Below are 12,927 nucleotides of genomic sequence, written 5' to 3' on the forward strand. Positions count from 1 at the left end.
AAGGAACTTACCCAGAACTTTTCACAGGAACCGTCATGAGCAACGTCGACCACGCCGAAATCGCCAAATTCGAAGCCCTCGCCCACCGCTGGTGGGATCGCCAGAGCGAATTCAAGCCGCTGCACGAAATCAACCCGCTGCGGGTCAACTGGATCGACCAGCGTGCCGGCCTGGCCGGCAAGACAGTGCTGGATATCGGTTGTGGCGGCGGCATTCTCAGCGAATCCATGGCCCAGCGCGGCGCCAGAGTGACCGGCATCGACATGGGTGAGGCGCCGCTGGCAGTGGCCCGCCTGCACCAGCTGGAATCCGGAGTGGAAGTCGAATACCGGCAGATCACCGCCGAAGCCCTGGCCGCGGAACTGCCCGAGCAGTTCGACATCGTCACCTGCATGGAAATGCTCGAGCACGTCCCCGATCCCGCCTCGGTGATCCGCGCCTGCCAGCGCCTGGTCAAGCCCGGCGGCCAGGTGTTCTTCTCCACCATCAACCGCAACCCCAAGGCCTACCTGTTCGCCATTGTCGGCGCCGAATACGTGATGCGCCTGCTGCCGCGCGGCACCCACGAGTTCAAGAAGTTCATCCGCCCCTCCGAGCTCGGCGCCTGGAGCCGCGAGGCCGGCCTGCAGGTACAGGACATCATCGGCCTGACCTACAACCCGCTGACCCGCCACTACAAGCTGGAAGCGGATGTGGACGTCAATTACATGGTCCAGACCCGGAAGGAAGCTTGATGCGCCTGCGTGCGGTACTTTTCGACATGGACGGCACGCTGCTCGACAGCGCTCCGGACTTTATCGCCATCACCCAGGCCATGCGACTGGCCCATGGCTTGCCGCCGATTGAGCCCAAGGCCATTGCCGACGTGGTTTCCGGCGGCGCCCGCGCCATGGTTGCCGCGGCTTTCGACTGCCTGACCGACTCGGCCGAATTCGAAGCGCTGCGCCTGGAATTTCTCGAGCGCTACCAGCAGCACTGCGCGGTACTGACGCGCCCCTATGAGGGCATCCCGGAGCTGCTGGCCGATATTGAACAGGCCAACCTGCGCTGGGGCGTGGTGACCAACAAGCCGCTGCGCTTCGCGCAGCCGATCATGCAGCAGCTCGGGCTGGCGCAGCGCTCGGCGCTGCTGATCTGCCCCGATCACGTCAAGCACACCAAACCCGATCCGGAACCAATGCTGCTGGCCTGCACGCAGCTGGGGCTGCAACCGGCGGAAATCCTGTTTGTCGGCGACGACCTGCGCGACATCCAGTCCGGCCGCGCCGCCGGGACGCGCACCGCAGCGGTCAGCTGGGGCTATATCCATCCAGACGACAACCCCGCCCATTGGGGCGCGGATGTACTGGTCGAGCACCCGCTGCAATTGCGCCAAGTCCTCGAGCGCGCCCTGTGCGGTTGCTGACAGCATGCACGACCAGCCGCTTGCGGGCCGCACAGAATTGCCGGCATGCCACCCAACACACTGATCCCAAGGGGCAGCCAACCATGTTCAGCAGCCGTTCCAACCTCAGCATTCTGGCGCTAGCCCTGCTGCTCAGTGCTTGCGGCAACGACGACGCCCCGGCCAACAGCACCGGTGGAGCCGCCACTGTGTCCACCGCCGCCGCCAATGCAAGCATCGCCAAGCTACTGCCACTGGACGATCAGCAGGATTTCGCAGACGCCCGGCGCGGCCTGATTGCCAGCCAGGCTCCGCTCAAGGTCACCCAGGCCGATGGCAAGACGCTGTGGGACATGTCCGCCTACGACTTCGTCAAGGGCGACGCTCCCGCCAGCGTCAACCCCAGCCTGTGGCGCCAGACCAAGCTGAACAACATCCACGGCCTGTTCGAGGTCACCAAGGGTATTTACCAGTTACGCGGCTTCGATCTGGCCAACATCAGCCTGATTCAGGGCAAGACCGGCTGGATTCTGGTCGACCCGCTGACCACCGCGCCGACCGCCCGCAATGCACTGGCCTTCGCCCGCAAGCACCTGGGCGAGCAGAAGATCTCGGCGATCGTGTTTACCCACAGCCATATCGATCACTTTGGCGGCATTGACGGCGTCCTCAGCGAGAGCGAGCGCAGCAACCTGCAGGTCATCGCCCCGCTCGGCTTCATGGAGGAAGCCTCCAGCGAAAACATCCTCGCCGGCCCGGCCATGCAGCGCCGCGCCCAGTACATGTATGGCAGCCGGCTGCAGCGCTCCGCCGTCGGTCACGTCGACACGGGCCTGGGCAAGCAACCGCCGTTTGGTGGCGATATCGGCATCCTCGAACCGACCGACATCATCAGCAAGACCGGACAGACTCTCAGCGTCGACGGCCTCGAGATGGTCTTCCAGTACACCCCGGCCTCGGAAGCACCGGCCGAGATGACTTTCTATATCCCGCAATACAAGGCCTTCTGCGGTGCCGAGGTGGTCTCCCACACCTTGCACAACCTCTACACCCTGCGCGGCGCCAAGGTGCGCGATGCGCTGAAGTGGAGCGGCTATATCGACGAAGCAATCAACCTGTTCGGCAACGATAGCGAAGTGTATTTCGCCAGCCATCACTGGCCGATCTGGGGCCAGGAGCGTATCCACGACTTCCTCAAGAGCCAGCGCGACACCTATAAATTCATCCACGACCAGACCCTGCGCATGGCCAATGCCGGCTACACGCCCAAGGAAATCGCCGCCGAGCTGCAACTGCCGTCAACCCTGGAGAAGAACTTCGCCAACCGCGGCTACTACGGCACCCTCAGTCACAACTCGAAAGCCGTTTACCAGGCCTATTTCGGCTGGTACGACGGCAACCCGGCGAATCTCGACCCGCTACCACCGGCCGAAGCCGGGGCGGCCTATGTGGACGCCATTGGCGGTGCCGACAAGGTGCTGGCGATTGCCCGGCAATCCTTCGACCAGGGGCAATACCGCTGGGCAGCTGAACTGCTCAACCATCTGGTGTTTGCCCAACCAGAGAACAAAGCGGCCCGCGAACTGCTGGCCAGCACCTATGACCAGCTCGGCTATCAGGCGGAATCCGGCCCCTGGCGCGACGTGTATCTGACCGGCGCCTATGAGCTGCGCAACGGCCCGCCGACCCAGCCAACCAGCCTCAGCGAAATCGCCCGCCTGCTCGAGGAAACGCCACTGCCACTGTTCTTTGCCTCGATGGCCGCCAGTCTCAACGGCCCACGGGCTGACGGTAAACACCTGCTGATCAACTTCACCTTTACCGACCTGCAGGAAAACCATGTGCTGGAAGTCGAGAACGCCGTGCTGCACCACCGCATCGCTGCACCGGTTGCCGCAGCCGATGCGACCATCAGCCTGACCAAGCCGCTGTTCCTGCAACTGGTCACCGGCAGCGCCGGGCTCAAGGACACCCTGTTCTCCGACGACCTGAACATTGAAGGCAGCCGCCTGGCACTGCTGGAGTTCTTCAAGTTGCTCGACAAGCCGCAGGGCAACTTCAATATCATCGAGCCCTGAGCATGCCCCGCGGCACCAAGCCCCGCCTGAAAAGCGGGGCTGTTTGCTTTATGATTGCCGCCCGCAAGCGCCAGCCCGGCCCTGACCAAGAGGAATGCCCCGCATGTTTCAGTACGCAGCCCGCCCCGACCTGCTCAAGGATCGGGTGATTCTGGTGACCGGCGCCGGTCGCGGCATTGGCGCCGCGGCCGCCAGGTGCTTTGCCGCCCATGGCGCCACCGTGCTGCTGCTGGGCAAGACCGAGGAAAGCCTCAATCAGGTCTACGACCAGATCGAAAGCGCCGGCCACCCGCAACCCGCGGTGATCCCGTTCAACCTGGAGACCGCGCTGGCCCACCAGTACGACGAACTGGCGGCGATGGTCGAGAACGAATTCGGCCGCCTTGACGGCCTGCTGCACAACGCCGCCATCCTCGGCCCGCGCACGCCACTGGAACAATTGTCCGGCGACAACTTCATGCGCGTCATGCAGGTCAATGTGAACGCCGAGTTCCTGCTGACCCACGCCATGCTGCCGCTGCTCAAGCTGTCCGATGACGCCTCGGTGGTCTTCACCTCCAGCGGCGTCGGCCGCAAGGGTCGCGCCTACTGGGGGGCCTATGCGGTATCCAAGTTCGCCACCGAGGGCCTGATGCAGGTGCTCGCCGATGAACTGGAAGGCACCAGCAACGCCCGCGCCAACAGCATCAACCCAGGCGCCACCCGCACCAGCATGCGCGCCCAGGCCTACCCGGGCGAGAACCCGGCCAGCAACCCGGCCCCCGAAGACATCATGCCGCTGTACCTGTACCTGATGGGCCCCGACAGCCAGGGCGTGAATGGCCAGGCGCTGGACGCGCAGTAAGCCGCAAGTTTCTGGCCGGCAATAAAAAGGGGCTCTTCGAGCCCCTTTTTATCATTCCGGTACACGCATCAGGGCCGCTTGCGGCCAAACCCCGGACGCTGGCCGTCACCTGCCGGCGGGCGCTTGCCCGTGGCGGCCGGCTTGCGTGGCCCGCGCTCGCCCTGGGCCGGCGTGGAACGCTCCTGCGTCGGCTTGCCCACCCGCCGCTTGTTTGTATCACCCGGACGCTCGGCCAGCGGGGTGCCCCTGCTGGTCTCGCGCGGCTTGTCACGGCTGCTGGATGGCCGCGGCTGGCGTGCCAGTGGTGCGCCGGAGTCGTCGCGCAACACCCGCGCCGGGCGCTCGCCTTCGGCACGCCGCGGGCTGCGTGGCACCACCGGCTTGGGCGACTTGCGCTGCAGGCGATCGAGTTTCTCGCGCAGCTTGAGCTTCATTTCCGGCAAGGCTACCGGCAGCAGGCCGACTTCACTGCTGAGGATGTCCACCTCGCTCTGTACCATTTCGCGCCAGCGCCCGACGCTCAGGTCGGAGGTCAGGAACACCGGGCCGAAGCGCACGCGCTTGAGGCGACTGACCACCACGCCCTGGGATTCCCACAGGCGCCGCACTTCGCGGTTGCGGCCTTCCATCACCACGCAATGGAACCAGTGGTTGAAACCTTCGCCGCCCGGGGCCTTCTTGATGTCGGAGAACTTGGCCGGGCCGTCTTCCAGCATCACGCCGGCCAGCAGGCGCTCGATCATCTCGTCATCGACTTCGCCGCGCACCCGCACCGCGTACTCACGGTCCATCTGGTAGGAGGGGTGCATCAGGCGGTTGGCCAGCTCACCGTCGGTGGTGAACATCAGCAGGCCGGTGGTATTGATATCGAGCCGGCCGATATTGATCCAGCGCCCGCTCTTCAGTCGCGGCAGGTGCTCGAACACCGTCGGCCGCCCTTCCGGGTCATCCCGGGTGCAGACCTGGCCTTCCGGCTTGTTGTACATCAGTACCCGGCGGGCACTTTCCTCGAGCTCTTCGCGGCGCAGCAGGCGGCCGTCGAGGCTGATCGCGTCATGGCTGTCGACGCGCTGGCCGAGGGTGGCCACCAGGTTGTTCACCTTGACCCGGCCCAGGCTGATCCACGACTCGATATCGCGGCGCGAGCCGAGGCCCATGCGCGCCATGACTTTCTGCAGTTTTTCGCCTGCTGGACTGTATTCTTCGATGTCACTCATCTCGGCACCTCCCGGTGTATCCATGACTGAAAGATTGGCGCAAGGCGCCAACTGGGTTATGGCGCAAGGCGCCAAAAGGGTCGCGCATCATACGCGGAACACCCGCCCGACGCACGGCAAGACTATAGCTGGCCGACCAGAGGGGGTGTAGGGTGGGCTTCAGCCCACCGATACGAGCCGGCGCTCTGTGGTGGACTGAAGCCCACCCTACGCCCACCCTACATCCTCAACCTCAATGATGCTCCGGCGCGCCTTCCACCGGAGCATCTTCTGCCGCTGGGGCGGCATCCTCGTCGGCCACCGGCAGATCGTCGAAATCGGTCTTCAAGCCTTCTTCCATGGTGTCCAGCTCGGCCAGCAGGCTGCGGAAGTTGAGCTCCTCGCGCGGCTTCTCGGCGGCGGCCACCGAGGCCTGTACGGCAGCCTCAACCGCGGACAGTTCATCCGTGAAGGCCAGCAGCGGCTCAGGCTCCAGATCGCGCAGCGCTGCCAGCGTCGGCAGCTCTTCTAGCCCCTTGAGGTTGAAGTAATCCAGAAACACCCGGGTGGTAGCGAACATTTCCGGTTTGCCCGGCACATCGCGATGGCCGACCACGCGGATCCATTCGCGCTCGAGCAGGGTCTTGACGATCTGGCTGTTCACCGCCACACCGCGGATGTCTTCGATCTCGCCGCGGGTGATCGGCTGCCGGTAGGCAATCAGGGCCAGGGTTTCCAGCATGGCGCGCGAGTAGCGCTGCGGCCGCTCATCCCACAGCCGGCCGACCCAGGGGGCGAACTGCTCGCGCACCTGCAGGCGAAACCCCGAGGCCACTTCCTTGAGCTCGAAGGCGCGGCCTTCGCAGCTTTGCCGGAGAATTTCCAGCGCCTGGCGTAGCAACGCCGGCTCGGGCCGCTCGGCTTCCTCGAACAATTCGGCCATGCGCTCCAGCGACAACGGGCGCCCGGCAGCCAGCAGAAAGGCTTCCAGCAGGCTGGCCAGGTCCTGAGGGTCGGAAAGGTTCATCTGTTCACCTCTGAAAAATAACTCGGCGGCATTGCCCGCAGGCAACTGCCACTCATTCGCCCCTGGCGCGGACATGAATGGCCGCAAAGGCCTCGTTCTGCACCAGCTCCACCAGCTGTTCCTTGATCAGTTCAAGCACCGCCATGAACGTCACGACCACGCCCAGCCGGCCCTCTTCGGCACGAAACAGCTGGACGAACGGCACGAAGGCACCATCCTTGAGCCGCTCCAGCACATCGCTCATGCGCTCGCGGGTGGACAATTGTTCGCGGGTGACCTGGTGGCTTTCGAACATGTCGGCGCGGCGCAGCACTTCGGCCATCGACAACAGCAGTTCCTGCAGGCTGACATCCGGCAGCAGCTTGCGCGCCCGTGCCGCCGGCGCCGCCAGGGTTGGTACATGGATATCGCGCCCGACCCGTGGCAAGCCGTCCAGGCCTTCGGCGGCGGCCTTGTAGCGCTCGTACTCCTGCAGCCGGCGGATCAGCTCGGCGCGCGGATCATCTTCCTCCTGCTCCACCTCGGCCGAGCGCGGCAGGAGCATGCGCGACTTGATCTCGGCCAGCATGGCGGCCATCACCAGGTACTCGGCGGCCAGTTCCAGGCGCACCGACTGCATCAACTCCACATAGCCCATGTACTGCCGGGTGATTTCCGCGACCTGGATATCGAGGATGTCGATGTTCTGCTTGCGGATCAGGTACAGCAGCAGGTCCAGCGGCCCCTCGAAGGCCTCCAGAAAGACTTCCAGGGCATCCGGCGGAATGTACAGGTCCAGCGGCAGCTCGGTGACCGCCTGCCCGTAGACCAGGGCGAACGGCAGCTCCTGCTGCTCCGGGGCCGGAGCCAGCTGCTCGGTCATGCGTTGCCCGCCGACTGGAAGGGGGCCGGATCGCCGCATCCAATCCGCGTCACCTGCGGATCACCATCGGTCAGGTTGACCACCGTGGAAGCCTCGAGGCCGCCCTGTCCGCCATCGATGATCAGGTCGACCTGATGCTCGATCTGCTGGCGAATCTCGTAGGGATCGGACAGCGGCAGGCTCTCGCCGGGCAGGATCAGCGTGACACTCATCATTGGCTCGCCCAATTCGGCCAGCAACGCTTGCGCTATCGGATGGCCGGGCACACGCAAGCCAATGGTGCGCCGCTTGGGGTGCATGAGCATGCGCGGCACTTCACGGGTGGCGCTGAGGATGAAGGTATAGGGGCCGGGGGTATGCGCCTTGAGCAGGCGAAAGGCTGCGGTATCGACCTTGGCAAACAGCCCCAGCTGCGACAGGTCGCTGCAGACCAGGGTGAAATTGTGCTTGTCATCCAGCCGGCGCAGGCTGCGGATCCGGTCGACCGCCGACTTGTCGCCGATGTGGCAACCTACCGCGTAGGACGAGTCGGTCGGATACACCACCACACCGCCGTTGCGGATGATGTCCACCGCCTGCTTGATCAGGCGTGCCTGCGGGTTTTCCGGATGAATCTGGAAGAACTGGCTCATTACAGCTCCCTGTTCAGTGGACGGCCACATCTGGCGCCCCGGCATGTTCGGCCGCGTTCGCCGCCAGTTTCAGGCGTGCCGCCAGCAATGGCAAATCTTCCGGGATCGGCCGGTACATGCCCAGCTCGGACCAGTCGGTGGGGGCATGGAAATCACTGCCGGCGCTGACCAGCAGGCCGAACTCGCGGGCCAGGATGGCCAGGGTGCCGGTCTGTTCGGCCGGCTGCAGGCCGTTCACCACTTCCAGCCCATGACCGCCGGCGCGAATGAAGTCGGCCAGCAGCTTGCGCCGCTTGCTGCGGGTGAAATCGTACTGGATGGGGTGCGCCAGGCTGATCCAGGCACCTGCGGCGCGCAACGTGCCCACTGCCTGTTCGAGGGTCGGCCAGTGCTGCTTGACGTCGCCGATCTTGCCGGCGCCCAGCCACTTGCGAAAGGCCTCGCCGCGGTCCGCCACATGCCCGGCACGCACCAGGAACTCGGCAAAATGCGGCCGCGCCGGAGCGTTGGCGCTGTCGCCCAGCTCCATCTGCACATCCCGGGCCCCGACAAATGCCCCCGGCATGCCCTTGGCTTCGAGGCGCCGGCCGATCTCCTCGGCCCGCGCCCAGCGGCCGTGATGCAGGTCTTCGATGGCGCGCAGCAGCTCGGGGGACTCGGCACTGAAGCCGTAGCCGAGCACATGGATGGTCGCCCCGCCCCAGGTACAGGACAGCTCGATACCGCTGACCAGCTGCATGTCCGGTAGCGCCGCGGCCGCCTGGCGCGCTTCGCCCAGCCCCTCCAGGGTGTCGTGATCGGTCAGCGCCAGCACTCGCACGCCCCGGGCATGGGCGCGCGCTACCACCGCAGCCGGGGCGAGGGCGCCATCAGATGCGGTGCTGTGACAATGCAGATCAATGTGCATGGGAATGACTATCGCCGGAGTTATGGTTTGTTATTATGCCGCCTCATCCAGCCCGTGGCTTGTACCGTGAAACAATTCATCGATTTCATTCCGCTCATCCTGTTTTTCATCGTTTACAAGATGGATCCCCGCGCTGTCGAGTTCGCCCAGCAGAGCTTCGTGCTGGGCGGCATTTTCAGCGCCACCGCCATGCTGATCGCCAGTTCGGTCGTAGTCTATGGCGGCATCTACCTGGTGCAGCGCAGGCTCGAGAAAGGCCAGTGGCTGACGCTGCTGGCCTGCCTGCTGTTTGGCGGGATGACCCTGGCCTTCCACAGCGAGACCTTCCTCAAGTGGAAAGCCCCGGTGGTCAACTGGCTGTTTGCCCTGGGCTTCATCGGCAGCCACTTCATCGGTGACAAGCCCCTGATCCAGCGCATGATGGGCCACGCCATGCACCTGCCGCAGGCGATCTGGGTCAGGCTGAACCTGGCGTGGATTGCCTTTTTCCTGTTCTGTGGCAGCGCCAACCTGTTTGTCGCCTTCACCTTTCAGGAGTGGTGGGTGGACTTCAAGGTGTTTGGCAGCCTCGGCATGACCCTGCTGTTCATCATTGGCCAGGGCATTTATCTGTCGCGGCACCTGCACGACATTCCCGAACAACCCCAGCAATAAGGACCAGCATGCTCTACGCCATCATTGCCAGCGATCACCCTGACACCCTGGCCAGTCGACTGGCTGCACGCCCGGCACACGTGGCTCGCCTGGAGCAGCTGAAAAGCGCAGGCCGGCTGGTCCTGGCCGGACCGCACCCGGCGATCGACAGCAATGACCCGGGACCGGCCGGATTCAGCGGCAGCCTGATCGTGGCCGAGTTCGAATCCTTGACGGCGGCACAGGCATGGGCGGACGCCGACCCCTACCTGGAGGCTGGCGTCTACGCCCAGGTGCAGGTAAAACCGTTCAAGCTGGTACTTCCCTGATTAGCCCTGCGACAGCGCCGCCTGGCTGAATTTGCTACGTTTGCCCAAGAACAATAACAATAAGGACTACCCATGCACCGTTACCCTTTGACGCTGCTGTTTGTCGTCATCTCCGCAACTTCGGCCGTGCAGGCTGAAACCACTCCCGCCACTCAGGCCCGCATCAGCGAACTCGAACAGCAACTGGCGACTGCCGAGCAGCAGCGCAACGAACTGGCCAGCCAGCTGGAAAGCGGCCTGGCCGCGCGCGACAGCGCACAGACCGCACGCCTGCTGCAGGAAAATCAAAAGCTCAAGCTGCAAGTGCGTGAAGCACTGTCGCAGCAAACGCAAAACCCGCTGAATGAACAGCAGACCTGGTACCTGGTCGGCGCGGCAACCGCCCTGCTCGGCGTGCTGGCAGGCGCGCTGCTGCGCGGCCGGCGCAAGCAGCGCCGCGAGTGGCTCAACTGATTGCGCTGTCGGGCCAGGGCCGGACAAAGTCCTCGACGGCCAGCTTGCGCGGGCTGCGGCGCTCGCCATCGACACTGCCCAGGTAGATAAAACCAACGATGCGCTCATTGCTGGCCAGACCCAGCCCCCTGGCCACCAGCGGGTCCTGGGCCTGCGCGCCGGTACGCCACATCGCGCCGAGCCCCAGGCCATGGGCGGCCAGCAACAGGCCATGCGCTGCACAGCCGGCCGCCAGCAACTGCTCGAGCTCCGGCACTTTGGGATGAGCCTGCAGGCAGGCGATCACCACCACCAGCAATGGCGCACGCAACGGGCCCTTGCGCGCCTTTTCCAGTGCCTCCGGCTTGACATCCGCGGACTGCGCCAGCAACGCCTGCACAAACAGCTCGCCGAGGCGCTCGCGGGCTCCACCCTCGATGGTCAGAAAGCGCCAGGGGCTCAGCTGCCCATGGTCCGGCGCCCGCAGGGCGGCGCCAAACAGCTGCTTGCGCTGCGCGGCAGTGGGTGCCGGCTCGCCCAGCCGGGCAACCGATACGCGATTTTGCAGTGCCTCAAGAATATCCATTCATCACCTCCGCCGAGCTTGGAGGGCACATTCTATATGGGTCCGCCGCTGCGCGCCGAGGTGCTTGCCGGATCAGCCCGGTAAATTGGTCGAACGCCCGCAACCTGCGGATTTACAGCGATGCCGAGCCGAGTAGAATGGCGCCTCTTCATAAAAGAGCCCGACTTATGGCCCTGCCCACCCTGCGCATGATCGGTTTCATCATCGGCCTGTTCCTGCTCACCATTGCCGTCAGCATGCTGATCCCGATGCTGACGGTGGTGCTGTTCGAGCGCACCGACGATCTTTCGGCTTTCGGCTGGTCGGCACTGATCACCGCTATCGCCGGCCTGGCGCTTACCCTGCCGGGGCGACCCGCGAGTTTCAGCCTGCGCCCACGCGACATGTACATGCTGACCACCGCCAGCTGGCTGCTGGTCTGCATCTTCGCCGCCCTGCCGATGGTGCTGATCCAGCACATCAGCTACACCGACGCCTTCTTTGAAACCATGTCGGGGATTACCACCACCGGTTCGACCATTCTCACCGGACTCGACCAGGCTTCGCCCGGCCTGCTGATCTGGCGTTCCATGCTGCACTGGCTGGGTGGTATCGGCTTTATCGGCATGGCGGTGGCGATCCTGCCGCTGCTGCGCGTTGGCGGCATGCGCCTGTTCCAGACCGAGTCCTCGGACTGGGGCGAGAAAGTCATGCCGCGCTCGCACATGGCCGCCAAGTACATTCTGGTGATCTACAGCGCACTCACCCTGCTCGGCTTTCTGGCCTTCTGGACAGCCGGCATGACGCCCTTCGAGGCGATCAACCACTCGATGTCGATGATCTCCACCGGTGGCTTCTCGACGTCCGATGCCTCGATTGCCCACTGGAGCCAGCCAGCCGTGCACTGGGTAGCCATCCTGTTCATGATGCTCGGCAGCCTGCCCTTTACCCTGTATGTCGCCACCGTGCGCGGCAATCGCACGGCGCTGTTGCGCGATCACCAGGTCCGCGGTTTCGTCGGCTTCCTGCTGTTCGCCTGGCTGACGGTAGGCACCTGGCTGTGGCTGACTTCGGCAAACAGCTGGATGGATGCCGTACGCCTGGCCGCCCTCAACATCACCTCGATCGTTACCACCACCGGGATCGCCCTTGGCGATTACACGCTGTGGGGCAGCTTCGCCGTGCTGCTGTTCTTTTACCTGACCTTCATCGGCGGCTGTTCCGGCTCCACCGCCGGCGGACTGAAAATCTTCCGCTTCCAGGTCGCCTATGTGCTGCTCAAGGCCAACCTCAAGCAGCTGGTGCACCCGCGCGCGGTGATCAAGCAGCAGTACAACGGACACAATCTCGACGAGGATATCGTCCGCTCGCTGATCACTTTTTCGTTCTTCTTCGCCATCACCATTGCCCTGATCGCCATGGGCATCACCCTGACCGGGGTGGACTGGGTCACCGCGCTGACTGGCGCAGCCACCGCGGTGTGCAACGTCGGGCCGGGGCTGGGGCCGATCATCGGGCCGGTGGGCAATTTTGCGACGCTGCCGGATGCGGCCAAGTGGCTGCTGACCATCGGCATGCTGCTCGGGCGCCTGGAAATCCTCACGGTGCTGGTGCTGTTCACCCGAACCTTCTGGAAGCACTGACAGGCGCGGGTGCGCGCAGCACGAAATCGTCAATTATCAGGCGATTTCCACCGAAATAGATCAGTGGCGTCAATAAATCGACCGCCCGTCGTATTGTCCGGCAACCTGACCTCGAGCACTTACACTTGCCGTAGAGGACTGTTTACGGAGATATGCCATGCTAGCCAGTCGCGCAGTTGACCCCGCACCCGCCACGCATTACCGCAGCAAACGCATCAGCACGGTGAACGGCCAGTACTTTTTCTCCACCCGCGAAGGCACCTTCGAAGGCCCTTACTTCACCCACAACGATGCCGAGCGCGAAATCGCCCTGTACATTCGCCGCATGCACCAGGCCACTGAACCATCCAGGCTGAACGGTTAGCCGGGGGTTGCGGCCGGCCAATAAAAAATCG

Annotated in this window: 15 protein-coding genes; 9 read left to right on the forward strand and 6 right to left on the reverse strand. The window is 64.3% G+C overall.

Annotation, left to right across the window (positions count from 1 at the left end):
* The first annotated feature begins 35 nt into the window (after positions 1-35).
* The 4 genes from ubiG (at position 36) to ISX93_RS05390 (ending at position 4,306) form a co-directional block, all read left to right on the forward strand.
* Positions 36-734, forward strand: a complete 699-nt coding sequence (ubiG, locus tag ISX93_RS05375; RefSeq protein ID WP_195777671.1) for a bifunctional 2-polyprenyl-6-hydroxyphenol methylase/3-demethylubiquinol 3-O-methyltransferase UbiG — start codon at positions 36-38, stop codon at positions 732-734.
* On the forward strand, positions 734-1,405 hold the full coding sequence (mupP, locus tag ISX93_RS05380) for an N-acetylmuramic acid 6-phosphate phosphatase MupP (RefSeq protein ID WP_195777672.1): 672 nt from the start codon (positions 734-736) through the stop codon (positions 1,403-1,405). The genes ubiG and mupP overlap by 1 nt, the downstream gene beginning before the upstream one ends.
* Positions 1,406-1,488: 83 nt before the next feature.
* Positions 1,489-3,462, forward strand: a complete 1,974-nt coding sequence (locus ISX93_RS05385) for an alkyl/aryl-sulfatase (RefSeq protein WP_195777673.1) — start codon at positions 1,489-1,491, stop codon at positions 3,460-3,462.
* 103 nt (positions 3,463-3,565) lie between these two features.
* Entirely contained in the window at positions 3,566-4,306 is a 741-nt protein-coding gene (locus ISX93_RS05390) for a YciK family oxidoreductase (RefSeq protein WP_195777674.1), read from the forward strand.
* A 68-nt stretch (positions 4,307-4,374) separates the two neighbouring features.
* Here the strand turns inward: ISX93_RS05390 and rluB are convergent, their stop codons facing one another.
* The 5 genes from rluB to ISX93_RS05415 all read right to left on the reverse strand — a co-directional run bounded on the left by rluB (position 4,375) and on the right by ISX93_RS05415 (position 8,930).
* Positions 4,375-5,523 carry a 23S rRNA pseudouridine(2605) synthase RluB gene (gene rluB / locus ISX93_RS05395; protein ID WP_195777675.1) on the reverse strand — a complete coding sequence of 383 codons (1,149 nt, stop codon included), beginning with the start codon at positions 5,521-5,523 and terminating at the stop codon, positions 4,375-4,377.
* A 232-nt stretch (positions 5,524-5,755) separates the two neighbouring features.
* On the reverse strand, positions 5,756-6,529 hold the full coding sequence (gene scpB / locus ISX93_RS05400) for an SMC-Scp complex subunit ScpB (protein ID WP_195777676.1): 774 nt from the start codon (positions 6,527-6,529) through the stop codon (positions 5,756-5,758).
* A 52-nt stretch (positions 6,530-6,581) separates the two neighbouring features.
* On the reverse strand, positions 6,582-7,280 hold the full coding sequence (locus ISX93_RS05405) for a segregation and condensation protein A (RefSeq protein ID WP_195777712.1): 699 nt from the start codon (positions 7,278-7,280) through the stop codon (positions 6,582-6,584).
* Positions 7,281-7,387: 107 nt separating this feature from the next.
* Entirely contained in the window at positions 7,388-8,023 is a 636-nt protein-coding gene (locus ISX93_RS05410; protein WP_195777677.1) for an L-threonylcarbamoyladenylate synthase, read from the reverse strand.
* A gap of 13 nt (positions 8,024-8,036) precedes the next feature.
* Positions 8,037-8,930, reverse strand: coding sequence for a PHP domain-containing protein (locus tag ISX93_RS05415; protein ID WP_195777678.1), 894 nt, complete (start codon positions 8,928-8,930; stop codon positions 8,037-8,039).
* Between the two features lie 66 nt (positions 8,931-8,996).
* Here ISX93_RS05415 and ISX93_RS05420 point away from each other — a divergent pair, with 66 nt between their 5' ends.
* The 3 genes from ISX93_RS05420 (at position 8,997) to ISX93_RS05430 (ending at position 10,345) form a co-directional block, all read left to right on the forward strand.
* On the forward strand, positions 8,997-9,584 hold the full coding sequence (locus ISX93_RS05420) for a septation protein A (protein WP_195777679.1): 588 nt from the start codon (positions 8,997-8,999) through the stop codon (positions 9,582-9,584).
* An 8-nt stretch (positions 9,585-9,592) separates the two neighbouring features.
* A complete protein-coding gene (locus ISX93_RS05425) occupies positions 9,593-9,892 on the forward strand; it encodes a YciI family protein (RefSeq protein WP_195777680.1) in 300 nt (99 codons plus the stop codon).
* A 72-nt stretch (positions 9,893-9,964) separates the two neighbouring features.
* Positions 9,965-10,345, forward strand: coding sequence for a translation initiation factor 2 (locus ISX93_RS05430; RefSeq protein WP_195777681.1), 381 nt, complete (start codon positions 9,965-9,967; stop codon positions 10,343-10,345).
* Here ISX93_RS05430 and ISX93_RS05435 read toward each other — a convergent pair.
* Positions 10,338-10,910, reverse strand: a complete 573-nt coding sequence (locus ISX93_RS05435; RefSeq protein ID WP_195777682.1) for a nitroreductase family protein — start codon at positions 10,908-10,910, stop codon at positions 10,338-10,340. The genes ISX93_RS05430 and ISX93_RS05435 overlap by 8 nt on opposite strands.
* A 167-nt stretch (positions 10,911-11,077) precedes the next feature.
* Between ISX93_RS05435 and ISX93_RS05440 the strand changes: the two genes are divergently transcribed.
* Complete coding sequence (locus ISX93_RS05440) at positions 11,078-12,532, forward strand: TrkH family potassium uptake protein (RefSeq protein ID WP_195777683.1); 1,455 nt, start codon at positions 11,078-11,080, stop codon at positions 12,530-12,532.
* Positions 12,533-12,689: 157 nt separating this feature from the next.
* A complete protein-coding gene (locus tag ISX93_RS05445; protein WP_195777684.1) occupies positions 12,690-12,896 on the forward strand; it encodes a DUF6316 family protein in 207 nt (68 codons plus the stop codon).
* The last annotated feature ends 31 nt before the right edge of the window (positions 12,897-12,927 follow it).

This window comes from Pseudomonas sp. N040, from assembly GCF_015637705.1.
Taxonomy (GTDB): Bacteria; Pseudomonadota; Gammaproteobacteria; order Pseudomonadales; family Pseudomonadaceae; genus Aquipseudomonas.

Excerpts from the sequence above, each read along its gene's own strand:
- ISX93_RS05440 (WP_195777683.1), top strand. The coding sequence starts at position 11,078 with ATGGCCCTGCCCACCCTGCGCATGATCGGTTTCATCATCGGCCTGTTC.
- ISX93_RS05430 (WP_195777681.1), top strand. The coding sequence starts at position 9,965 with ATGCACCGTTACCCTTTGACGCTGCTGTTTGTCGTCATCTCCGCAACT.
- ISX93_RS05410 (WP_195777677.1), bottom strand. The coding sequence starts at position 8,023 with ATGAGCCAGTTCTTCCAGATTCATCCGGAAAACCCGCAGGCACGCCTG.
- ISX93_RS05385 (WP_195777673.1), top strand. The coding sequence starts at position 1,489 with ATGTTCAGCAGCCGTTCCAACCTCAGCATTCTGGCGCTAGCCCTGCTG.
- ISX93_RS05435 (WP_195777682.1), bottom strand. The coding sequence starts at position 10,910 with ATGGATATTCTTGAGGCACTGCAAAATCGCGTATCGGTTGCCCGGCTG.
- scpB (WP_195777676.1), bottom strand. The coding sequence starts at position 6,529 with ATGAACCTTTCCGACCCTCAGGACCTGGCCAGCCTGCTGGAAGCCTTT.
- mupP (WP_195777672.1), top strand. The coding sequence starts at position 734 with ATGCGCCTGCGTGCGGTACTTTTCGACATGGACGGCACGCTGCTCGAC.
- ISX93_RS05425 (WP_195777680.1), top strand. The coding sequence starts at position 9,593 with ATGCTCTACGCCATCATTGCCAGCGATCACCCTGACACCCTGGCCAGT.
- ubiG (WP_195777671.1), top strand. The coding sequence starts at position 36 with ATGAGCAACGTCGACCACGCCGAAATCGCCAAATTCGAAGCCCTCGCC.
- ISX93_RS05390 (WP_195777674.1), top strand. The coding sequence starts at position 3,566 with ATGTTTCAGTACGCAGCCCGCCCCGACCTGCTCAAGGATCGGGTGATT.
- ISX93_RS05445 (WP_195777684.1), top strand. The coding sequence starts at position 12,690 with ATGCTAGCCAGTCGCGCAGTTGACCCCGCACCCGCCACGCATTACCGC.
- rluB (WP_195777675.1), bottom strand. The coding sequence starts at position 5,523 with ATGAGTGACATCGAAGAATACAGTCCAGCAGGCGAAAAACTGCAGAAA.
- ISX93_RS05415 (WP_195777678.1), bottom strand. The coding sequence starts at position 8,930 with ATGCACATTGATCTGCATTGTCACAGCACCGCATCTGATGGCGCCCTC.